Here is a 20,756-nt window from a genome sequence, read left to right as displayed (position 1 = left end):
CCGTACGTACTATTACCGGCCATGCATTGTCCGGCCGGTCCGGCAGTTCGGGGGAGTTACATGCGTCATTTCGGGCATATTGCGCCCGCTTCGAGGGAGGGCCTGTTCTTCCAGGAGCCGTGCGAGTTCGGTCCGGACTCGTCGGCCCGCGTGCTTTCGGCGGCCCTGGGAGCGACCCTGTACAGCCCCGCCACCCGGCCGAGACTTGCTGACGACGTCATCAAGCAGGTCGGCCGCGGCGTTGTCTCGATGGTGCTGTGCCTGGAGGATTCGATCGACGACTCCGAGGTCGCCGGTGCCGAGGAGAACCTGGTCAGGCAGTTCGCCGACCTCGGCGCGCGCGGCGCCGAGCTGCCGCTGCTCTTCATCCGGGTCCGGGAGCCGGGCCAGATAGCCGACCTGGTGCACCGGCTCGGCGATACCGTCCGAATGTTGTCTGGTTTTGTACTTCCGAAGTTCACCGAAGAGTGTGGCGTGCCCTTCATGGAAGCGCTCACCAGCGCCGAGAAGGAGTGCGGGCGGCGCCTGTTCGCGATGCCCGTTCTCGAATCGCCCGAGCTGCTGCACCTGGAGACCCGCGGTGAAACGCTCAAGGGAATAGCCTGCACCGTCGACAAGTACCGCGAGCGGGTGCTCGCCCTGCGGCTCGGCGTCACCGACTTCTGCTCGGCGTACGGACTGCGCAGGGCGCCCGACATGACGGCGTACGACGTGCAGATCGTCGGCGCAGTGATCGCCGACGTGGTCAATGTGCTGGGCCGCGCGGACGGCACCGGCTTCACGATCACCGGACCGGTGTGGGAGTACTTCCGGCTCCAGGAACGCATGTTCAAGCCCCAGCTGCGCCGCAGCCCCTTCCTGGAGGGCCGGGCCGAGGAGCTGCGCACGGCACTGATCGAGCACGATCTGGACGGCCTGCTGCGCGAGATCGAGCTCGACCGGGCCAACGGCCTGCTCGGCAAGACCTGCATCCACCCGTCGCACGTCGCACCCGTGCACGCGCTGTCCGTGGTCAGCCACGAGGAGTTCAGCGACGCGCAGGACATCCTGCGGCCGGAGCGCGGCGGCGGTGGCGTCATGCGCTCCGCGTACACGAACAAGATGAACGAAGTGAAGCCGCACCGCGCCTGGGCCGAGCGGACCCTGCTGCGGGCCGAGGTCTTCGGTGTGGCGAGGCAGGACATCGGCTTCGTGGAGCTGCTGGCCGCGGGCCTCGCCGAATGAGCGAGTACTCGGCAAGGACAGAGAAGGAGACGGCGAACGTGGTGTGGTCGGGCAGCTGGGTGGCGGAGCGGCTGGGCGTCGAGCTCGTCGGCGACGGGAGGCCCGACGGTGACAGGGAGCTGAGAGACCTGCTGGGCCTCGCCCTGCGCCGCAACCCCAAGCGGGCCCATCTCCTCGTGTCGAACGTGCTCGGCAAGCACGTGCCGCAGAAGCCCTCCGTGGTGTACGGCACCGGATTCGAGCTCGGCCGGCGGGTGCGCGAACTCCTCGGTGACGCCGAGGCGCGCCGGGCCGTCGTACTCGGTTACGCGGAGACGGCCACCGGCCTCGGCCACGCGGTCGCCGACGGGCTGGGCGTGGCACCGTACCTCCACTCGACACGCCGCCCCGTCGAGGGCGTGGCGCGGGCGGGCGGCTTCGAGGAGTCCCACTCGCACGCGACCTCGCACCTGCTGCTCCCGGAGGACCCGGATCTGCTGGCGGGCGAGTGCGTCCTGACGGACGCGGGCGCGGACATGGACATGGGTGCGCGCACAGGCGCGCCGCTGGTGCTGGTGGACGACGAGTTCTCCACGGGCAACACCGTGCTCAACACCATCCGCGCACTGCACGAGCGGTACCCGCGGAGCCGTTACGTCATCGTCGCCCTGGTGGACATGAGGTCGCCGGCCGACCGGGGAAGGCTGACCGAGTTCGCCGAGGAGATCGGCGCACGCGTCGACCTGGTGACGAGGAGCTCGGGCACGGTCACCCTCCCGGAGGGCGTCCTGGAGAAGGGCCAGGCACTGGTCGCCGCGCATGACGGGGCCGGTTCCGCCGTTCCCCGAGCGGCCACCGCCACCGCCACCGCCTCCGGCCCCGGCCCCGCCGCCACCGCTGCTGCCACTGCCCCCGGCCCCCGGCCCTGCACCCGAGTGGATCTCCGGTGGCCCGCCGGTGTGCCCGACGGCGGACGGCACGGCTTCACCCCTGTCCACCGGGCAGCCCTGGAACCCGCACTCCCCGCCATGGCCGCCCGCATCGCCGGAGCCCTGGGCGACGCCCGCCGCGTACTGGTCCTCGGCTTCGAGGAGCTGATGTACGCCCCCCTGCGTCTGGGCACGGCCCTGGAGGACCACACCGACGCCGAGGTGCGCTACTCCACCACCACGCGTTCCCCCGTCCTCGCCGTGGACGACCCGGGCTACGCGATACGGACCCGGCTGGTCTTCCCGGCCCACGACAACCCGGCCGACGGGCCCGGTGACCGGTACGCGTACAACGTCGCGGGCGCCGGATTCGACGCCGTGGTGCTCGCCGTCGACTCCGCCGCCGACACTCCCGAACTCCACGCCCCCGACGGCCTGTTGGCGCAGCTCGCCGCACACACCGACCACGTCCTGCTCGCGGTCGTCCCCTCGTACATCCCTGCGTACGCCCCGTCGGGCCCCGACACGTACGTCTCCGAACGGCAGGAACCCCCCATGCTGCCCGAGCCCCTCCGCGGCCCCGCCTTCTCCTCCTACGCGCCGGACGAGGTCGGCTGGCTGCTCCAGGACCTCTCGGACACCGAGCTGGAGGCGCCCACCGAGGAGCGCGAGGAGGCGATACAGAGCGGTGGCGCGCACTACGCCGAGTCGCTGCCCGTCGAGTACCAGCCGTCCGCCCAGTACCAGGACCTGTTCAAGGCGGCCCTGGAGCTGTCGGCCGCCCGCGTCGCCCGCGCCGTCGGCACCGTCACCGAGACGGTCCTCGCCGAGCGCACCCCCCGCCCGGTGCTGGTCTCGCTCGCCAGGGCCGGCACGCCCGTCGGCGTACTGATGCGCCGCTGGGCCCGGCACCGGCACGGCATCGACCTGCCGCACTACGCCGTCTCCATCGTGCGGGGCCGCGGCATCGACGCCAACGCCCTGCGCTGGCTGGCCGCCCACCACGACCCGGCGGATGTCGTCTTCGTCGACGGCTGGACCGGCAAGGGCGCGATCACCCGTGAACTGTCCGCGGCGCTCGCCGAGTTCGAGGTCTTCGACCCCGAGATCGCGGTACTGGCCGACCCGGGCGGCTGCGTCCGTACGTATGGCACCCGCGAGGACTTCCTCATCCCGTCCGCCTGCCTCAACTCCACCGTTTCCGGGCTGATCTCGCGGACCGTCCTCCGTTCCGACCTGGTGGGGCCCGAGGACTTCCACGGGGCGAAGTTCTACCGGGAGCTCGCGGAGACCGATGTGTCCGGCCATTTCCTCGACACCGTCGCCGCGCAGTTCGACGAGGTCGTCGACGCCGTGGACGCCGAGGTCAAGGAGCTGCTCGCGGCCGACCGCGCACCCACCTGGGAGGGCTGGGCCGCCGTGGAGCGCATCAGCGAGGAGTACGGCATCCACGATGTGAACCTCGTCAAGCCGGGCGTCGGCGAGACGACCCGGGTACTGCTGCGCCGCGTCCCGTGGAAGATTCTCGCCAAGCGCGGCGCGGGCGCGGATCTCGAACACATCCGCCTGCTCGCCGAGCAGCGGGGCGTACCGGTGGAGGAGGTCGACGGACTCCCGTACACCTGCGTCGGTTTGATCCACCCGAAGTACACCAGGGGTGCGACGGGCGCGGACGGCAAGGCGGTGGAGTCGAAGTGACCACCCCGACGACCCCGACGACCCCGGCCACCTCGAACACCCCGGCTGCCGCGTCCGCCCCGACGGCCGTCGCCGCCCCCGTGACGCTCGTGGCCAGCGACCTCGACCGCACCCTGATCTACTCCGCGGCAGCGCTCCAGCTCGCCATGCCGGACGCCGAGGCCCCCCGGCTGCTCTGCGTGGAGGTGTACGACCACAAGCCGCTCTCCTACCTGACGGAGACGGCCGCGGCGCTGCTCGACGAACTGGCCCGCACCACGGTCTTCGTCCCGACGACCACCCGCACCCGCGAACAGTACGGACGCATTCACCTGCCCGGCCCCGCACCACGGTTCGCGATCTGCGCCAACGGCGGACACCTCCTCGTGGACGGAGAGTCCGACCCCGACTGGCAGCGGCAGGTGGCCCGCAGGCTCGCCGAGGAATGCGCCTCCCTCGCCGAGGTCCGCGCCCACCTCCTGGCCGCGGCCGACCCCGCCTGGCTGCTCAAGGAACGGGTCGCCGAGGACCTCTTCGCCTACCTCGTCGTGGAGCGCCCGCTACTGCCCGAGGGCTGGGTCAAGGAACTGGGGGAGTGGGCACGGACGCGTGGCTGGACGGTCTCCCTCCAGGGCCGCAAGATCTACGCAGTCCCGGGCCCGCTCACCAAGAGCGCCGCCGTGGACGAGGTGGCCCGACGCACCGGCGCCACGCTGACCCTCGCCGCCGGTGACAGCCTCCTGGACGCCGATCTGCTCCTCGCCGCCGACCGCGCCTGGCGCCCGGCCCACGGTGAACTGGCCGATACCGGCTGGAGCGCCCCGCACGCCGAGGTGACGGCCGTGCACGGTGTGGCGGCGGGTGAGGAGATCCTTCGGCACTTCCTCCGGGCCGCGGGCGAGGGAAGATCGTCCTGACGCCGGGCGCAGGCGTACCGGCCGATCGACGCACCAGGAGCGCACGATGACCAAGGGCAACGAAACCAAGATCACGGACGAGCTGTACGCGTACATGCTGGCGCACAATCCACCGCTCGACGCGGTGCAGCGCGAGCTCGTCGAGACCACGTACGCCCGCCTGCCCGAGCAGGCCGGCATGCAGTCGGCCGAGGAACAGGGACCGCTGCTCGCCTTTCTCGTCCGGCTGACCGGGGCCCGGCACATCGTGGAGGTCGGGACGTTCACCGGGTTCTCCGCCCTGTCGATGGCGCAGGCACTGCCCGCCGACGGGCGGCTGATCGCCTGCGACATCTCGGAGGAGTGGACCGCCTACGGCCGGGAGGCCTGGGAGAAGGCGGGCGTCGCGGACCGGATCGAGCTCCGGATCGCCCCCGCGCTCGACACACTGCGGGCGATGCCGGCCGAGCCGCACATCGATCTCGCCTACCTGGACGCGGACAAGGGCAACTACATCCCGTACTGGGAGCAACTGGTGCCCCGGATGCGGCAGGGCGGCCTGATCGTCACGGACAACGTGCTCTTCCACGGCGGGGTGACCGACCCGCAGGCGACCGGCGGAGCGGCGGCGATCAAGGAGTTCAACAACCATGTGGCCGCCGATCCGCGAATGGACAGCGTGCTGCTGACCGTGTCCGACGGCCTGACGCTCTCCCGCAAGCGGTAACGGCCCCGGGACGCCCGGGGCCCGCCCGCTCTCAGCCGCAGCAACCCCCACCGCAGCAACCGCTCCCGCCGCCACCGGCCGCCGGGGCGGCGGGCGCGGACTTGGCGGACGACCCGCCGACGGCCACGGTGGAGAGCAGCTTCACGGTGTCGGCGTGCCCGGCGGGGCAGGAGGCCGGGTCGGAGGACTGAGCCATCGGGCGGCTGAGTTCGAACGTGTCTCCGCAGGAGCGGCAGCGGAATTCGTAACGAGGCATGGCCCCAGGCTAACCGTCACCGGTTCGTCGGTGAGGGTGGTGAGGGTGGTGAGGGTGGTGCCCCGGGGCGCGGGCTCAGGGATTGCGCCGGACGACCGGCATCGGCGATGTGGTCGCCTTCCGGCTGAGCCGCATTTCCCGCTCCGCTTCCTCGGGGTGGCGGGCCCGCCAGTACGGGTTGTCGTGCGGAAGGCCGCCGCTGACCCGTCCGTACATCCCGAAGACCATCAGCATCAGGCCGACCACAAAGCTGAACAGCACGTTCTGGATACGGAAGGCGAGGAAGTTGTAGTCGGTCTCCAGCAGTGCGAGATTGACGAAGCCGCTGAGGATGAAGGCGACGCCCAGAATCATGTTGAGAGTCGAGGCGAAGTTGCCGCCGATCACCATCCCGATGAACAGGAGCAGGCCGACGCAGATGGACAGGACGCTCAGTGCCCCGTTGGTGTTGAGGCCCGCGACGGTGGCTCCGCCGGTGCTGAAGAATCCGATCCTGTCGATCAGCCCCAGGACACCGAAGGCGAGCAGCACCAGCCCCATCAGCCCTGCCCCGACCCGGTAGACGCGGCTGAGCCGGTGATCGACCGGCAGATGCTTGTCGAGCTGGGTGGCCTTGCGGCGGCGGGGGGCCCGTCGCCCCGTGGTGTGCAGCACATGGGTGGCCATGTCGGTCGTCTCCTTCGGGCGTACTACCAGGATCCGCCCAAGGTGTTGTCACCGCACACCAGACAACCCGAGAGGCCGTGGCGCGCAGCCGGCACCGCTCAGGCGCCCGCCCCACGCTCCTCACGGATCTCGGAGACCACCCGCGCAGCCGTCCGCCGCACCGCTTCGGTCTCGGTCAGAAAATGCCAGTAGTCGGGGTGACGTCCGTCGAGTCCGACGACGGCGCGATCCAGCCGGGCCACGGCATCGTCCAGCGGACGGGCATGGCGCGGATCGGGCGTACTGCGACCGTCCATGGCCAGGCGCTGGGCGTCCCGGACCGCGAACCGCGTCCGCTGGATCTCCTGCTGCGGATCCTTGGCCACTCCATCCAACTGGTGCAGCCGGTCGCCGGCCGCGGACACCGCCTCGTCCGTGGCGTTCAGCAAGGCGCGGACCGTGCTCAGCCGGGACGTCGCATCGGCCCACCGCTGCTCGTCCCGCGCCTGGGCGGCCTCCTTCAGCTTCTCCTCGGCCTGCCGCACATTGACGGCCGCCTGCTCGGGCACGGGCTGGAGATCCTGCCAGCACGCCGCAGAGAAGCGCCGCCGCAACTCGCTCAGCACCGGCTCCACCGAGCCCGCCCGGGTCGTCAACGCCTGGGCGCGCGTACGCAACGACACCAGCCGGTGGTCGATCTCGGCGGCGCGCTCGGGCAGCTGGGCCGCCTCGGCCCGCACCGCCTCGGCGTCGCGCAGCACCCGGTCGGCGCGCTGCAAGGTCTCCGGAACGCCGTGCCGGCCGGCGCCCTGGTTGAGCTTGGTCAGCTCGGGAGCGAGGGCCGCCAGCCGGGCGGCGAGATCATCCGCCCGCAGCCCGGACGCGCGCACCGTATCGAGAGCGTTGCTCGCACCGAGCAACGCCTGCCGGGCCCGCTCCACGGCGGGTGCGAGCCGCGCGAGCTGCGTCTCCGCGCTGCCCAGCAGCGGACCGAGCCCCTGCGCGAACCGGTCGAGCTCGGCCTTGACCCGTACCAGCTCGTCCTTGGCCGTGGTCAGCTCGCTCCGCGCGCGGGCGGCGACCGCCGGTTCCAGATCGTCCCGGTCCAGGTCGTGGGCATCGACCGCGGTGATGTACGCATGACTGGCCTCGTCGATCCGCCGCCCCAGGGCCGCGAAGTCATCCACGGCCTTGCGCGCGGCGGGTGAGCTGTCCACCGCGGTGATCGTCTCGATCGAGATCCGCAGATCGCGCTGAGCCGTGTCCAGCTCGTAGAAGGCCGACGCGGCGGCATCCTTCGCGGCCTGCGCCTCGGCACGCTGGCTTTCCCCGCGCCCGCCGAACCAGCGCCTCGTACCACCACCGGCGAAGGCGGCCGGCAACGCGGCGGCGAACAACGGCACCGGCAACAGCATCAGCATCAGCACGAAGACATCCCTGACGGCGGAACTCCCACCCGCTCTCGTCCGCGGCTGCGCGTGTGTCGCCGTCACATCCCTCTCCCGTGCCGTTTCGCCCTGCCCGGTACATTCTCCCACCAGGTAAGGACGAACACACGGGCCGGTTAGTTCACGCTTCGGACCGTGACTTCCCCGTTGTCGCTCCGGGCCTTCACCACATGACTGCTGCCGTCGCTGCGCGGCGCGTCCACAGAGGTGCGCCCGTTGTCGGCGACGGCGTCCACCGCGTACTTCACGGAGCCGCCCGGCAAATCGATGGTGATCGCCCCGTTGTCGCTCACGGTGTCCACGAGATCCGGCACGGCCGCGAACCCCAGCCGGATGCTGCCGTTGTCGGACCGCGCCGACACGGACTTGGCCGAGATCCCCTCGGCGACGATGCCACCGTTGTCGCTCCCCAGCTCAAGCGGTCCGGTGGAGTCCCGGACGGTCACCTCGCCGTTGTCGGCGTGGAGCGTGAGGGCAGTACGGAAGCCGGAAGCGACGACCTCCCCGCTGTCCCCCTCGACGACCACCGCCACCCCGCGCGGCACCTTCACCTGATGCTGCGCGGCACAGTCACTGATCAACGCCTCGCACTTCACCTGAAGCGTGAGCGTGTCGTCCCGCATCTCCCACCGCGGATCGGGCCCGTTCCCGAACGCCACCCACCCATCGACCCGACGGGTCACCTCGACCTTCTGCACATCGGCCGGTACGAGCTCCAGCGACGAATGCCCGGCACGGATGGTCAGCGTCTTCCCGCTCAGCGCGAACGACTTGTGCTCGGCAGGCGCGCCGCTGACGTCCGTACCGCCACAACCGGTGAGAGCAAGAGCCATGAGCACGGCGCCACCGGACGTGATGAGAGTGCGGGTACGGATTGCCACGATGATCTTTCCCCCAGGTCGTACGACGGATGCCCCGACGGTGCGGCCTTCACCGTACGTACCTGACCGTCCCCGACAGAATCCGGACGGCTACCGTATGCGGGGTGGGGATATCCCCCGTACGACCCCTGCCGAGCCGGCGCCGCCGCTCTCCGCCATCTCGCCGACGGCCGTCCCATCCGCTGCCGCCGGGGATCGTTTGTGACCACGGGCCGTAGTCCATGTACGCTGTTGCCTCATCCACGGGTGCGTAGCTCAGGGGTAGAGCGCTGCTCTTACAAAGCAGATGTCGGCGGTTCGAAACCGTCCGCGCCCACAGTAGGAAACCGCAGGTGAGAGCCTGTTTCGGCCTCCCGGCCATGATCGGTCGGGGGGCGTTTCCATGATCGATGCCACATGGATGCCACATCCCCACGAAGGCGAGCACCTCTCATCACTCCGTAGCACTGATCCGCTGCCCGACTGGGTATCCGCCCGCCGCCGGGCCATCGGGGACCGCATCCGCGCCGCCCGCACCCACCGAAACCTCACCCAAGAGGGGCTTGCGGAACTGGCCGGGCTCGACAGGAAGACAGTCAACAGGGTCGAGGAGGGAGCACACTCACCCCTCCTCGATCACCTGCTTCTCATCGCCGACGCGCTCGGTGTGCCGCTCGCCGACCTCGTCCGCGAGGAGTAGACCCGCCCGCGGCCGGCCGGGGCGATGCAGCAGCGGCCCGCCCACCTGCCACGGGGCGACAGATGGGCGGGCGGGCAGAGGGGTGATCAGCTGCCGGTGCCGTTACATGCCGGGCAGACGATGTCCCCGATCCATCCGGTCCCGTTGCAGGGCCCGCAATTCCCCCCGGCTTCGGAGATACGGCCCCTCAGACGGCCGACGAGTACGAGTAGCGTCTGCCGTCTGATCCTGATCCGGCTCGACATTGCTGGGCCCTTCCAGATCGGTGTGGGCGGAGGTGCACCGCCCGCAGTGGTCGCACATTCGGCTACGCATCGACCGGTACGTGAACGGGGCCACGCTGTCGAGAAGCCAGGTCTTGCGAGACCCGCACTCGACGCAGTTCTGCCGGTTCACGACGGCCATGGTCAGCAAAACGGGAATGCCAGAGACGTTGAACAACTGATCCACGGTCGTCCTTTCCTGGAAGCCGGGGCGGGGGCTATTGGGCGTCGGCGCAGCAGGGCCCGGCCCATACCTCGATGTCGAGCACGTGGGCTCCCTGTCGGTCGTGGACGATGCCTACGCTGACCGCGCCTGTGGTAAGGGGCTTCTTGCACCAGACGCAGGCGCGGCCCTGCGCCTGTGCCCACGTCAACGTCCCAGGGCCGGGCAGCGGTTGGGTGGGGGTGGTCACGGCTGCTGCGCCTCGCGCTTGGGGCACTGGCAGGGCGGGTACACGAAGTTCTCTTCTTCGACCTCAACCGGGGCGATTTCCGTCGTCGGGCGGCGGATGCGCGTCCGGCCGTACCGGTCCACCTCATGCACCTTGATTGTCATCGTCACGGGTTTCCCCCCGCCGTTGGTCGGTGAATTACCGCTGACCGTAGGGATGATCCGTGCATGCACGCCAGCAGTGTGCACGGGTGTGCACATATAACCCCCCGCAGGGGTAGCCGGTTGAGGCGCCGTATTGACCGAAGGAGCCGCGTCCGTCAGGTTGGTGCACATCAGCGCACCAACCTCACTCCGGAGGCAGCAGTGATCTCAGAGTTCATCGGGATCGACCCCGGAAACAGGGCAAAGCGGCTCTCCCGCCGTGTGGGTAAAACCTGAAACGCGAGACAGGAGATGTTCCACATTTACGACGACACCCTTGTTTCCGTGGAACTCCTGTCCGCACAGGTGAACATCACGCAGTCCAGTGAGATCGGGCTCTACCTCACCGCATTTGAGAAGCTGCGAAGCATGGCCGTTTACGGGGCCGACGCGCGCGCCCTGATCAGTAAGGCCATTGACGCACTTGACTGACCCAGAGGCACAAAACCGCCCCTGTACCGGCCGTAGCCGGGCAGGGGGCGTGGTTCGTGACCGGCGACGATCCGGCGGGGATCCGCCCCCTTCCCCGAGAAGGGAGCGGAGTAAGGGGCGGAGTGCCGCCCAGCTGCGCTGAGCTGGTCACCTGGGTGCAAACCAGGCGGCAGTAGCAGCTAACCAGGTCACACAGCTCCGCCCAAGCGGCCCGGCAAGGCTGATCGATTCTGCTTCGTCTGCACGGGTGACAGCGGGCCTGTGGCGCGTCGACCAGGCCCACCGATACGCAGCAGCATGACGAGAACCCCTGCCAAGCCGAAGCCGGACAGGGGGCGTAGCCGGTCAGGAGCGGCGGCGGTCGGGCGGCAGCCCGAAGACGGTCGGGGACGGCGAGGAGCCAGGGTTGCTCGGTGAGCTGTCGCGGCGGCACACCAGCGCGTCCGGATCGTCCGGCGGCGGCTGGAGCGAGTAGCCGGCGGGGCAGGTCTGGCCGTCCCGACCGTCTTGCCCGGCCGCGCCGTCCTTCCCCGCCGCGCCGTCCGCTCCTGCTGGACCAGGTGGACCCGCAGGCCCGGCCGGTCCGGGCACCGCGCCGGGTGCTCTGGGCGACGTGGGTCGTCAGCCGGCCGCCTTGGCGATGATGCGCTCCATCTCCTCTGGGTCGAAGGACCGCAGAGTCGTGGAGCGGACGTTGCCCACCCCACCGAGCTGCAGGAGTGCTGCCGTGGCAGTTTCGTCGTCGGGCGCCTCGACGATGGCCACCAGGTCGTACGGACCGACGGTCCAGTAGACGTTCAGGAGCTTCGCCCCGAGTTTCTGTACCGCTGACCCGAAGGCCTCGGCGCGCTTTGCGGTGTCCTTGTAGTTTCGGACCCCTTGATCGGTCCAGCTCAGCAAGCTGACGTACGTCGGCATGTTCTTTCACCTTCACGAGGAGACATCGTGAGGCCAAGCCTGGACATCTGGGCCAGAACCTGCACGAGATACGCACCCGTACGAGCAATACGACCGACCACAGGCATCGAGGACCGCGCACTGCTGGTGCCCCGGAAGGCACGTGCTCTTCCCGGGGCACTGCGGCGCAGGGTTCTGGGCTGCCCGTTGGGTTCGGATCAGGCGTTGGGGCGCTTGCCGTGGTTGGCGTTCTTCTTCTTGCGGGCGCGGCGCTTGTTTCCTCGCTTGGCCATGACCTGCCTCCCTCACCTGGTGTTTTCTGGGCCTCCGCCAGTTTAAGTTCGGCCCGTCCCGGCCGCATCAGCGCTGTTGGTGAGGGCCTCGATGAGCCAGGTGAAGGCCGGTGTCGAGTCTTCCGGGGGTGGCCAGGAGTTGATTACGGCGAGCAGTTGGAGGTAGCGCCGGCGGCGGGGGTCGTTCGCACTTTTCAGGAAGGTCAGCAGGTCATGGCCCGTGGTGGGGTGGGCGTATCCGGTCGTGACTGCCTTGATGATCGGGTCGGCCTGCGGTGACGTCGGGGCGATGCCCGCTCGCAGGGCCGGGGTGACGTGGGCGTGGATCGTTGCGGTGAGGTCGGGGCGGGTGAGGTCGGCTGATACGTGGGCGGCCAGGCGGCGTATGAGGGTGGCGAAGTCCGGGGTCTGGGTCAGCTCGGCCAACTCGATCCAGGCACCGACCTGTTCGGAGTCGGGGTTCTCGGGCAGCTCCGGGGTCATCGAGCGCATGATTCCGGCGAATCCGGGGGCGGCGTCCGGGCCGCCGAACGCGGTGGCGAGGAAGTCGTCGATCAGGCGGCGGCGTTCGTTCTCGGACAGCCTGGTCAGTTCGTGCATGGCTTTCAGCTCCTCGGGTGTGGAACCGCGCCCGGCCGCTGCCGTCAGCACCGCGCGCCGCATCCGCAGCGTACGGATCTGCACTGTCAGCGCCTGGGCGTGCGTTGCGGCGACCTCGGGGAGGGAGAGTTCGCGGTCGGCGACCTTGCGGGTCGTGGAAAGGTCGAGTCCCAGCTCGCGCAGGGTCCGGACCAGGCGGAGACGTGCCACGGCGTCGGGGTCGTAGAGGCGGTAGCCGGCGGGACTGCGGGCGGCAGGGGACACGATCCCGCGGTCGGAGTAGAAGCGGACGGTCTTCACCGTCAGCCCGGTCTGCCTGGCCAGATCCCCGATCGGGAGGAGCGCGTCGCCGTTCATGCCCGTAACCCTCAGGCCTCCCCCTGCGGGAGAGTCAAGATCGGGCTCGCCGTAACGTGTCCTGGTCACGTCAGCACCGTCCCAGGGGGGATACATGTCGTACGGCTATCCGCCGCCCCAGCCCGGTCAGGAGCCCCAGCCGGGTCAGCAGCCGCCGTCCTCGTCGCCGTACGAGCATTGGCCGCACCCCGCGCCCACGGCGTACGGCTATCCGCAGCCGCCCAAGAAGTCCCGTACCGGGCTGATCGTCACGCTCTCCGTGGTCGGTGGGGTGGCCGTGCTGCTGGCGCTCGGTGTGCTGATCGCCGTGACCAGCGGTGGCGACTCGTCGTCGGCCAAGTCGAAGCCGTCGGCGGTGGAGGCCACGGAGGGCGGGTCACCTGCTGCGAGTGGTGCGCCCGAGCCTGGTGAGGCCTCCGATGCGCCCACGGAGCTGCCTGCCCTGGAGGGCACGGACGCCGAGGGCGATGTGCGGATCACCCGGTGCCAGGTGGACTCGTTGACCGAGTGGCCGGATGCGGATGTGGAGATCGTGAACCACTCCGATACCCAGGCGTCCTACATCGTGTCCGTGGAGTTCGTGGACGGAGACGGTACCCGCCGGGCCTCGGGGCTGGCGACGGCGACCGATCTGGCGGCGGGGCAGAAGTCGGTGCAGAAGGCCCAGGGGCTGGGGAAGGTCCCGGGCAAGATGACGTGCAAGGTCTCGAAGGTGACGCGGCTTCCTTCGTCGTAGCGATGGCCGGGGAGGCGCGGGGGCGCGGGGCGGCTTCTCGGCTCCGCGCCCCCCGCACCGCGATCCGGGCCGTCACCCGTATGGGTGCGTCGGAGTGGTTGCGCGGGAAGGTGCCGCGCAAGGTCGGTTCTGTCCCGTAGTCCCGATCCGGCCAAGGAGTTTCGATGGCACACTCAGCGCCTACGTCAGGTCCGGTCGGTTCCGCCGGCCAGGGGGAACTCAACCCCTGGGCAGCCAGCGGAATCATTTTTGCCGGTGTTCTGCTGCTTGTCGACGGTGTCCTCGGAGTGATCAAGGGCATCAGTGGTATCGCCACCGACGATGTCTACGCGCACGTCAGGAACTACACGTTCAAGTTCGATGTGAGCTCCTGGGGATGGATCCACCTCGTCCTCGGCATCGTGCTCGGAGTCGTCGGCTGGGGCATCCTCAAGGGCGCCGCCTGGGCCCGTGTCACGGGTGTGGTGCTCGCCGCCATCAGCCTGATCATCAACTTCATCTGGCTGCCGTACCAGCCGCTCTGGGCAATCGTCTCCATCGGCATCGACGTGTTCGTGATCTGGGCCCTGTGCACGGAGCGCTCGAAGGCGGTCATCTGAGGGGAGCGCGGTGCCGGGAGGAGGCAGAGGTGGAACTCGCCGCTCTTGCCGCCGAGGCGTACGTCTACGGGTACCCGCTGGTCCGTGACCTGTCGGTGGTCGAGGGCTTCATGCAGACGGGCTTCGGTTCGCTGCCGCCCGCGCCCTTCAACCACTTCGCGCACGCGGGCCGGTCGGCGTCGCCGGACATGCCCTTCATGTCCGGCGACACGATCGTCGACGACGGCACCGTCCGCTCCGTTGCCCAGCTCGATCTCTCCGGTGGACCGGTGCTGCTGCACCTTCCCGGTGCGGACGGCGCGTACGGCGTGCTGCAGTTCGTCGATGCCTGGACCAACAACTTCGCGTACGTCGGCCGCCGCGCCACCGGCACCCGGGCCGGGGACTGGCTCGTCGTTCCCCCTGGCTGGGCGGGCAGCGTGCCCGACGACGTGCTCGGGGTCATCGACGCACCCACCTCCGTCGTCTCCGTCATCGGGCGCAAGGCCTGCGACGGCTCCGACGACCCTGAGCGGGTTCGCGTGCTCCAGGAGCAGTTGAGCGTCACGTACGCCGAACCGGGTACGCACCGCACGGGGCTGCCCGCGCCCGACCCCGACGTACCGGAGCCGCTGCGGTTCTTCGAGCAGCTCAGGGTGTGGATGGCCGACTTCCCGCCGTCCGCGCCCGACCAGGCGCATCAGGACCGGTTCCAGCCGCTGGGGCTGCTGGAGGAGGGTCCCTCGCCCTACACCTGCGCCGATACCGCCCTCGTACGCGCACTGACCGAGGGCCTGGCCCGGGGCAGGGCGTGGGTGGAGGAGGCGAGCCGGGCCGCGGCGGCGCGCGGGGGATGGGTGATGGATCCGCATCTCTTCGACTACAACCTCGACCACTACGGTGTCGGAACCATCGACTCCCCGGAGTGGCGGATCGCCGACCGGGAGGCGTCCTACCGGACCAGGGCGGTGGCGGCACGGAGCGCGCTGTGGGGCGTCCACGGCTACGAGGCGGTGTGCGCCCACACCCTGAGTGACGACGGGGGCGAACAGCTGAACGGGGCCCACTCCTACGTGCTGCGCTTCGAGGGCCGGCCGTCGGCCGGGGCGTCCTGGTCCCTGGCTGTGTACGAAGTGCCCGGTCATCGCCTCGCCGGGACCCCGGCGGGCCGCCGCTCGGTCGGTCCCCGTACCCCTGGCCTGGTGTACGGGGAGGACGGTTCGCTGACGATCCGCGTGCAGCGGGAGCGGCCGGACGACCCGGTCGCGGCGGCGAACTGGCTGCCCGCGCCCGACGGGGACTTCCGGTCCGTGCTCAGGCTCTGCGCGCCGGGGCCCGGGATCCTCGACGGTACGTACGAGATCCCCGCCGTCGAACGGATCCGGTGAAAGGCAGGGGAACTGGTGAGGGGGACGGCGGCCGGGGCGGGGCGGTTGTCAGTGGTCCGGTTCACACTGGAGACATGTGCCGCAGCATCAAGACCCTTCGCCCGCCCGCCATCCCCGAAGAGGCCACCGAGGAGGAGATCCGGGCCGCCGCCCTGCAGTTCGTACGCAAGGTGTCCGGCTTCCGCGCTCCGGCCGCGCACAACCAGGAGGTGTTCGACCGGGCCGTCGACGAGATCACCGAGGCGACCGTCAGACTGCTGGACGGGCTGGAGATCCGGGGTGCGGTCAGGACGCCGTAGTGGCCGTGGCGGTCGCCGCTGCCGCGGCGGCTGCTTCCGCCGCCGGGCGGCGCATGAAGTAGGCGGCCAGGGCGCCCGCCACGAACAGGGCGAGAACCGAGACGGCCGTGCCCACCCACGTCGCGCCGAGCCACTGGCCGCCGAAATAGCCGAGGCCCACGCTGTAGACGGCCCATGCCACGCCCGCCAGGGCCGACCAGGGCAGGAATTCCTTGACCTTGCGATGCGCGGCGCCCGCGCCCAGGGAGACCACCGACCGTCCGGCCGGGGCGAAGCGGGCGATGATGACGAGGATGCCGCCGCCCCGGGCGAGGGCGGCGCCGAGGCGCTCCTGCGCTGAGGTGAGGCGGCGGGAGCGGGCGATGGCCCGGTCCAGGCGCTCCCCGCCGCGCCAGGCCAGCCGGTACGCGACGAGGTCGCCGAGCACCGAGGCGGTGGCGGCACAGAGGATCAGGGCGAGGAGCGAGGGGACCTCGGGCACCTGCTCGGCGGCGCCCGCGACGGTCGTCGAACCGGCGGCGGCGGCCGTGGCGGCGGTGATCACCAGGACCCCACTGGGCAGCAGGGGCAGAAAGACGTCCAGGAGCACTGAAAGGGCGACCACGACGTAGATCCATGGGCTGCCCATCAGTGCGCCGACACTCTCAAGCACCTACTACTCCCCGATTCGGAACAACGCCGCGACGTCGCAGGGGAGCGGCAGGAGCGGCAGGGTCAGCTGTACAGCGTACGCCTGGCGTTAATCCGTTGATCGACAAATGCCTGCGATGTTGGGAACCTCACGTACACCCGGAAATGGGAAGCCCCGGTTCCGGGTGCACACCCGGATGTACGTGAGGAACGGCCCGCGACGGAACGGGGAGCGGGTGCGGGGAACGGCCCGCGTGGGCGCGAGGACCGGTCCCGCGCGGATCAGACCGTGACGGGCGGGGCCTGCTCGGATGCGCGGTCCTTCTCGCGCTCCGTGCCGCCCCGGCTGAACAGCCGGTCCAGGGCCAGTGCGCCGGGGCCGGTGAAGACCAGCAGCAGGAACGCCCAGCAGAAGACGGCCGAGGGCTCGCCGCCGTTCTGCAGCGGGAACAGGGCCTCGGGCTGGTGGACCTTGAAGTACGCGTACGCCATGGAGCCGGAGCAGATCAGGGCGGCGATACGGGTGCCGAGTCCGAGCGTCACGAGGATGCCGCCGACGAGCTGGATGACCGCCGCGTACCAGCCGGGCCAGGTGCCGGTGGGTATGGAGTTGCCGTTCATGGCGCCGCCGAGGACGCCGAAGAGCGAGGCGGCGCCGTGGCAGGCGAAGAGCAGGCCTATGACGATCCGGAAGAGGCCGAGTGCGTAGGGCTGAGCCTGGTTCAAGCGTGTGTGCATGGGAGGGGAGGGCTCCTTCGGTCTGGTGGGGACGTGAACCGATTGAGTGCCTCAGATTAGGGAAACCTCACCAATGCTTGCAAGTTCAACATTCTGTCGACTGGCCGAAAGCTGCCCCGTGATTCTTGGTCAGGCTCCGGTTCGGCACCGCCTTCGCCTGCGAACCTCCCCTCCGCCGCCTTGGCCTGAACCAATGGCAGCGCAGCTTTCCGGCCATGCGGGGTCAGGGGTATGAGCTGGTTGCCGAACCATGGTCCGCTGGTCCTGTGCCGCTGGACCGGCGATACACCGGTTCGTTCGTGCCGCACGGGGCGCAGTGCTGGTGCGGCTGTTCGTCGGGCTCGCGGGCCGCGTGGGTGTCGGCCAGGAGTGGCCGTACTCGGCCGAAAATACGCCGATGGCCCCAGCGCGTGCGGGCGCGTTCGGGGCCGGATCGGCGGCGAAGTGTGTCCTCCTCGCGTCGTCCCGTGCACACGGATACGGAGCCGTGCGGCATGCACGGCTCCGTACGGTGCGGAACTACGCGAGGAGGGGGGACGGTTCCGATCGGGCCCCTCGATCGGGCCCCTCACCAGGGGCTCGAGTCCGGTGTGGGGATCAGCAGTTGTTCAGGATGGACTGCAGGGTGCTCTTCTCGGCCGAGTCGACGGTCAGGTCGTAGTAGTGCTTCACGTGCACCCAGGCGCGCGCGTACGTGCACGTGTACGCGGTGCGCGAGGGCAGCCACTCGGCCGGGTCCTTGTCGCCCTTGGCCTGGTTGACGTTGTCCGTGACCGCGATGAGCTGCGGACGCGTCAGGTCGTTGGCGTACGCCTGGCGTTCGGCGGTGGTCCAGCTGCTGGCGCCCGACCGCCAGGCCTCGGCGAGCGGGACCATGTGGTCGATGTCCAGATCGGACGCGGCGGTCCAGGTGGCACCGTCGTACTCCGAGTACCAACTGCCGCTGACGGCAGCGCAGGTGGAGCTCTGCTCCACGTTCGTGCCGTCGCGTTCGAGCACGACCTCGCGGGTGTTGCAGGCGCCCGACTGGGTGATCCAGTGCGGGAACTTGTCGCGGCTGTAGCCGGTCGACGAGCCCTCCGCGGAGACGGTCAGCTCGCCCAGGTAGGTGCGGGCGGTCGAAGCGGAGACCGGGGTGGGCATGGCCGCCTGGGCGGTGGGGGCGGTGAGCAGACCGGTGGTTGCAGCGAAGGCGGCGGATGCGGCGACGACGGCGATGCGACGCGCGTAGACACCAGACATGCGAACTCCCTTGATGTGGGGGGACCTTGGACGGGTGACCCGTGGGGCCCGGCCATCGTGGCGGCGCCAGGTTTCCGTGGGGTGGGCACCAGGTAACAGAGTGGCGACATGGGCACGTCACATCAAGAGTTCTGACGAACGGGTCTGGAGCATGGGGGCGTACGTCCGCATCTGCGCGGGCGCAAAGGCTGACGTGGCGACAATTCGACGACGCCTGCGGCCGATTCGCGCGAGGGGCTCGAACCGGCCCGGCCGTAGGGTTGCGGCGTGCTGCTACCGGTCAACATCACGCTCGGGGTCGTCCTCGCCCTGCTGCTCGCGGCGGCGGCCGCGGTCGCCGCGCTGGCCTCGCTCGGCCGGTCGCGCGAGATTCTGGTGGCCGGGCTGCGGGCCGCGGTCCAACTCGCCGCGGTTTCCCTGCTCATCGGCTGGGTGGTGCGTTCGCTGCCGCCGCTGCTCGCGTTCGTGGCGCTGATGTACGCCGTGGCGGTGCGGACCGCGGGCCGCCGTATCACCCGCAATCGCACCTGGTGGTGGGCGGCGCTGCCGATCGGGGCGGGGGTCGCGCCGGTGGTCGCCCTGTTGCTGCTCACCGGGCTCGTCCCGGTCCGGGGCATCGCGCTGATCCCGGTGACCGGCATCCTCATCGGCGGTGCGCTGACCGCGACCGTGCTCGGCGGGAGGCGGGCGCTGGACGAGCTGACGACCCGGCGCGGGGAGGTGGAGGCGGGTATGGCGCTCGGGCTGCTCGACCGTGACGCGCGGCTGGAGATCGCCCGGCCCGCGGCATCGGACGCGCTGCTGCCGGGGCTCGATCAGACCCGGACGGTGGGGCTCGTGACCTTGCCGGGCGCCTTTGTGGGCATGCTGCTGGGCGGCGCCTCACCGGTGCAGGCGGGTGCCGTGCAGTTGTTCGTACTGGTAGCCCTGATGGCCGTGCAGGCGGTGGCCGTCACGACGGTGCTCGAACTGGTGGCGCGGGGGCGGCTGCATCGGGCGTGAGGTCCGCCGCACCGGGCGTGGGGTCGGCCCGGCCGGCGATGTGGGGGTGGGCGCGATGGAGGGAGCGGAGAGCCGGGGGTCGTCGCAGGGCTATCGCGCGCTGATGTGCAGTCGGATCGAGCCGTCCGCTGCCGCTTCCACCCGGACCTGCGTCAGGTCCTCGACGTGCGCGTCGGGGGAGAGCGCTCCGGCGCGCGGGCCGACGCCCACGACGCGCATGCCCGCCGCCCGGCCCGCCGCGATGCCCGCCTCCGAGTCCTCGAAGACGATGCAGTCCGCCGGGGCGAAGCCCAGCTCGGCCGCGCCCTTGAGGAAGCCCTCGGGGTCCGGCTTGCTGGCGCCGACGTTCTCGGCGGTGACGCGGACGGCCGGAATCCGCAGGTCCGACGCGGTCATCCGGGTCCGGGCCAGCGCCTCGTCGGCGGAGGTGACCAGGGCGTGCGGCAGTTCGGCGATCGCGTCCATGAAGGCGGGCGCGCCGCCGATCGGGACGACGCCGTCGATGTCGGCGGTCTCCTCCGCGAGCATGACCCGGTTGTCCGCGTAGTTCTGCTCCATCGGGCGGTCCGGGAGGAGTGCCGCCATGGTGGCGTACCCCTGCCGTCCGTGGACGACCTTGAGCGCGGCCTCCGGGTCAAGCCCCTCGCGCAGCGCCCAGCGCCGCCAGCAGCGCTCCACGACGGCATCGGAGTTCACCAGGGTGCCGTCCATGTCCAGGAGGAGGGCGCGGGCGGTGAGGACGGTGGCCGGCATGGGCGGGCTCCAGAACGCGGGGAAGCGAAGACGCGGGAAAGAGAACAAGCAGCCCCCGCCCGCCGGTCAGGGGGTGGCGGGCGGAGGCTACTTTGTTCCATCACGATACAAAAACCTGTCCGAGAATGCCAATTCCCTCTGTTCCGGGTGGCCGTTCCGGATGGCTGCTCCGGGTGGCCGGCGTGGCGCGTCCCAGGTGTCAGTAGGGCCCCCGGCCCGTGGTGGGTGAGGGTGTGGTGGAGGCCGACTGCGAGGCGGCGGCGGATGCGGAGGGGGACGGCGAGGGCGAGGCCGAGGCCGATGCGGACGGTGACACGGAAGCCGACGCGGTGGGCGAGGGCGAGTCGGAGGCCGGTGTCGACTCCGTTGCGGGGACGCTCGGCTCCGGCACGTCGACCGTCGCGCCGGGCAGGGCCTGTCGCCGGCCCGTGTCCCCGTTGCCGCCCCCGCCGAGCAGCCCGCTCGCGAATGCCGCCGCGCCCACCACAGTGACCAGGGCCGCTCCCACGGCAACGGCCGCGAAGGGGCGGCGACGTCGTGGCCCGCCGGGTTCCTCGGCGGGACCGAAAGCAACGGTGGGATCGCCGGACCCGAAAACATCGGCAGCATCGG

At 70.4% G+C, this 20,756-nt stretch carries 23 protein-coding genes, 1 tRNA gene and 1 pseudogene; 12 read left to right on the top strand and 13 right to left on the bottom strand.

The genetic code is table 11. From position 1 onward, the window contains the following. Positions 1–60: 60 nt before the first annotated feature. From OG978_RS13300 to OG978_RS13285, 4 genes are all read left to right on the top strand, one after another. Positions 61–1,224 carry an HpcH/HpaI aldolase/citrate lyase family protein gene (locus tag OG978_RS13300; protein ID WP_326765431.1) on the top strand — a complete coding sequence of 388 codons (1,164 nt, stop codon included), beginning with the start codon at positions 61–63 and terminating at the stop codon, positions 1,222–1,224. Continuing rightward, positions 1,221–3,830: a phosphoribosyltransferase gene (locus tag OG978_RS13295; protein WP_326765430.1), complete on the top strand. Its 2,610-nt coding sequence runs from the start codon at positions 1,221–1,223 to the stop codon at positions 3,828–3,830. The genes OG978_RS13300 and OG978_RS13295 overlap by 4 nt, the downstream gene beginning before the upstream one ends. A gap of 80 nt (positions 3,831–3,910) precedes the next feature. Next, a complete protein-coding gene (locus tag OG978_RS13290) occupies positions 3,911–4,726 on the top strand; it encodes an HAD family hydrolase (protein ID WP_326770017.1) in 816 nt (271 codons plus the stop codon). 46 nt (positions 4,727–4,772) lie between these two features. Further along, on the top strand, positions 4,773–5,432 hold the full coding sequence (locus OG978_RS13285; RefSeq protein ID WP_326765429.1) for an O-methyltransferase: 660 nt from the start codon (positions 4,773–4,775) through the stop codon (positions 5,430–5,432). A 31-nt stretch (positions 5,433–5,463) separates the two neighbouring features. Here the strand turns inward: OG978_RS13285 and OG978_RS13280 are convergent, their stop codons facing one another. The 4 genes from OG978_RS13280 to OG978_RS13265 all read right to left on the bottom strand — a co-directional run bounded on the left by OG978_RS13280 (position 5,464) and on the right by OG978_RS13265 (position 8,662). Continuing rightward, the gene (locus tag OG978_RS13280) at positions 5,464–5,688 is read right to left on the bottom strand and encodes an FmdB family zinc ribbon protein (RefSeq protein ID WP_326765428.1); all 225 of its coding nucleotides are present in this window, start codon (positions 5,686–5,688) and stop codon (positions 5,464–5,466) included. Between the two features lie 75 nt (positions 5,689–5,763). After that, positions 5,764–6,354, bottom strand: a complete 591-nt coding sequence (locus tag OG978_RS13275; protein WP_326765427.1) for a DUF4383 domain-containing protein — start codon at positions 6,352–6,354, stop codon at positions 5,764–5,766. Positions 6,355–6,452: 98 nt separating this feature from the next. Further along, positions 6,453–7,826: a hypothetical protein gene (locus tag OG978_RS13270; RefSeq protein ID WP_326765426.1), complete on the bottom strand. Its 1,374-nt coding sequence runs from the start codon at positions 7,824–7,826 to the stop codon at positions 6,453–6,455. Between the two features lie 71 nt (positions 7,827–7,897). Next, complete coding sequence (locus OG978_RS13265; protein WP_442817681.1) at positions 7,898–8,662, bottom strand: DUF4097 family beta strand repeat-containing protein; 765 nt, start codon at positions 8,660–8,662, stop codon at positions 7,898–7,900. 244 nt (positions 8,663–8,906) lie between these two features. On the opposite strand from OG978_RS13265, the gene OG978_RS13260 reads away from it, so the two are divergent. Both OG978_RS13260 and OG978_RS13255 read left to right on the top strand, forming a co-directional pair. Then, positions 8,907–8,978, top strand: a tRNA-Val gene (locus OG978_RS13260). An 84-nt stretch (positions 8,979–9,062) separates the two neighbouring features. Beyond that, complete coding sequence (locus OG978_RS13255; protein WP_326765425.1) at positions 9,063–9,341, top strand: helix-turn-helix domain-containing protein; 279 nt, start codon at positions 9,063–9,065, stop codon at positions 9,339–9,341. 672 nt (positions 9,342–10,013) lie between these two features. On the opposite strand, the gene OG978_RS13250 is transcribed toward OG978_RS13255, so the two are convergent. Continuing rightward, entirely contained in the window at positions 10,014–10,229 is a 216-nt protein-coding gene (locus tag OG978_RS13250; RefSeq protein ID WP_326765424.1) for a hypothetical protein, read from the bottom strand. A gap of 216 nt (positions 10,230–10,445) precedes the next feature. On the opposite strand from OG978_RS13250, the pseudogene OG978_RS13245 reads away from it, so the two are divergent. Continuing rightward, positions 10,446–10,631 (top strand): annotated as a pseudogene (locus tag OG978_RS13245) (transcriptional regulator); the annotation flags it as partial. 621 nt (positions 10,632–11,252) lie between these two features. Here OG978_RS13245 and OG978_RS13240 read toward each other — a convergent pair. The 3 genes from OG978_RS13240 to OG978_RS13235 all read right to left on the bottom strand — a co-directional run bounded on the left by OG978_RS13240 (position 11,253) and on the right by OG978_RS13235 (position 12,778). Further along, positions 11,253–11,549 carry a GYD domain-containing protein gene (locus tag OG978_RS13240; RefSeq protein WP_326765423.1) on the bottom strand — a complete coding sequence of 99 codons (297 nt, stop codon included), beginning with the start codon at positions 11,547–11,549 and terminating at the stop codon, positions 11,253–11,255. 197 nt (positions 11,550–11,746) lie between these two features. Then, positions 11,747–11,821, bottom strand: a complete 75-nt coding sequence (locus OG978_RS48275; protein ID WP_015034725.1) for a 50S ribosomal protein bL37 — start codon at positions 11,819–11,821, stop codon at positions 11,747–11,749. Positions 11,822–11,863: 42 nt separating this feature from the next. Further along, positions 11,864–12,778 carry a MerR family transcriptional regulator gene (locus tag OG978_RS13235; protein ID WP_326765422.1) on the bottom strand — a complete coding sequence of 305 codons (915 nt, stop codon included), beginning with the start codon at positions 12,776–12,778 and terminating at the stop codon, positions 11,864–11,866. 94 nt (positions 12,779–12,872) lie between these two features. On the opposite strand from OG978_RS13235, the gene OG978_RS13230 reads away from it, so the two are divergent. The 4 genes from OG978_RS13230 (at position 12,873) to OG978_RS13215 (ending at position 15,779) form a co-directional block, all read left to right on the top strand. Continuing rightward, on the top strand, positions 12,873–13,514 hold the full coding sequence (locus OG978_RS13230; RefSeq protein WP_326765421.1) for a hypothetical protein: 642 nt from the start codon (positions 12,873–12,875) through the stop codon (positions 13,512–13,514). A gap of 164 nt (positions 13,515–13,678) precedes the next feature. Beyond that, complete coding sequence (locus OG978_RS13225; protein ID WP_326765420.1) at positions 13,679–14,113, top strand: DUF7144 family membrane protein; 435 nt, start codon at positions 13,679–13,681, stop codon at positions 14,111–14,113. Positions 14,114–14,142: 29 nt separating this feature from the next. After that, positions 14,143–15,480: a DUF1254 domain-containing protein gene (locus OG978_RS13220; RefSeq protein ID WP_326765419.1), complete on the top strand. Its 1,338-nt coding sequence runs from the start codon at positions 14,143–14,145 to the stop codon at positions 15,478–15,480. 74 nt (positions 15,481–15,554) lie between these two features. Further along, positions 15,555–15,779, top strand: coding sequence for a DUF2277 domain-containing protein (locus OG978_RS13215; protein ID WP_072483455.1), 225 nt, complete (start codon positions 15,555–15,557; stop codon positions 15,777–15,779). Here OG978_RS13215 and OG978_RS13210 read toward each other — a convergent pair. From OG978_RS13210 to OG978_RS13195, 3 genes are all read right to left on the bottom strand, one after another. Next, the gene (locus OG978_RS13210; protein ID WP_326765418.1) at positions 15,766–16,431 is read right to left on the bottom strand and encodes a DedA family protein; all 666 of its coding nucleotides are present in this window, start codon (positions 16,429–16,431) and stop codon (positions 15,766–15,768) included. The two genes, OG978_RS13215 and OG978_RS13210, sit on opposite strands and share 14 nt — an antisense overlap. Before the next feature lie 260 nt (positions 16,432–16,691). Beyond that, entirely contained in the window at positions 16,692–17,147 is a 456-nt protein-coding gene (locus tag OG978_RS13205) for a DoxX family protein (protein WP_326765417.1), read from the bottom strand. A gap of 597 nt (positions 17,148–17,744) precedes the next feature. After that, positions 17,745–18,389, bottom strand: coding sequence for an HNH endonuclease family protein (locus tag OG978_RS13195; RefSeq protein WP_326765416.1), 645 nt, complete (start codon positions 18,387–18,389; stop codon positions 17,745–17,747). Between the two features lie 267 nt (positions 18,390–18,656). On the opposite strand from OG978_RS13195, the gene OG978_RS13190 reads away from it, so the two are divergent. After that, positions 18,657–19,391, top strand: coding sequence for an ABC transporter permease (locus OG978_RS13190; RefSeq protein ID WP_326765415.1), 735 nt, complete (start codon positions 18,657–18,659; stop codon positions 19,389–19,391). Positions 19,392–19,481: 90 nt separating this feature from the next. Here the strand turns inward: OG978_RS13190 and OG978_RS13185 are convergent, their stop codons facing one another. Next, the gene (locus tag OG978_RS13185) at positions 19,482–20,144 is read right to left on the bottom strand and encodes an HAD-IA family hydrolase (protein ID WP_326765414.1); all 663 of its coding nucleotides are present in this window, start codon (positions 20,142–20,144) and stop codon (positions 19,482–19,484) included. 199 nt (positions 20,145–20,343) lie between these two features. Then, entirely contained in the window at positions 20,344–20,652 is a 309-nt protein-coding gene (locus tag OG978_RS13180) for a hypothetical protein (protein WP_326765413.1), read from the bottom strand. Positions 20,653–20,756 lie beyond the last annotated feature (104 nt).

The organism is Streptomyces sp. NBC_01591 (genome assembly GCF_035918155.1).
Lineage (GTDB): Bacteria > Actinomycetota > Actinomycetes > Streptomycetales > Streptomycetaceae > Streptomyces.
Note: the sequence above shows the minus strand (reverse complement) of the source record. Positions and strands in the feature narration are given on the sequence as shown.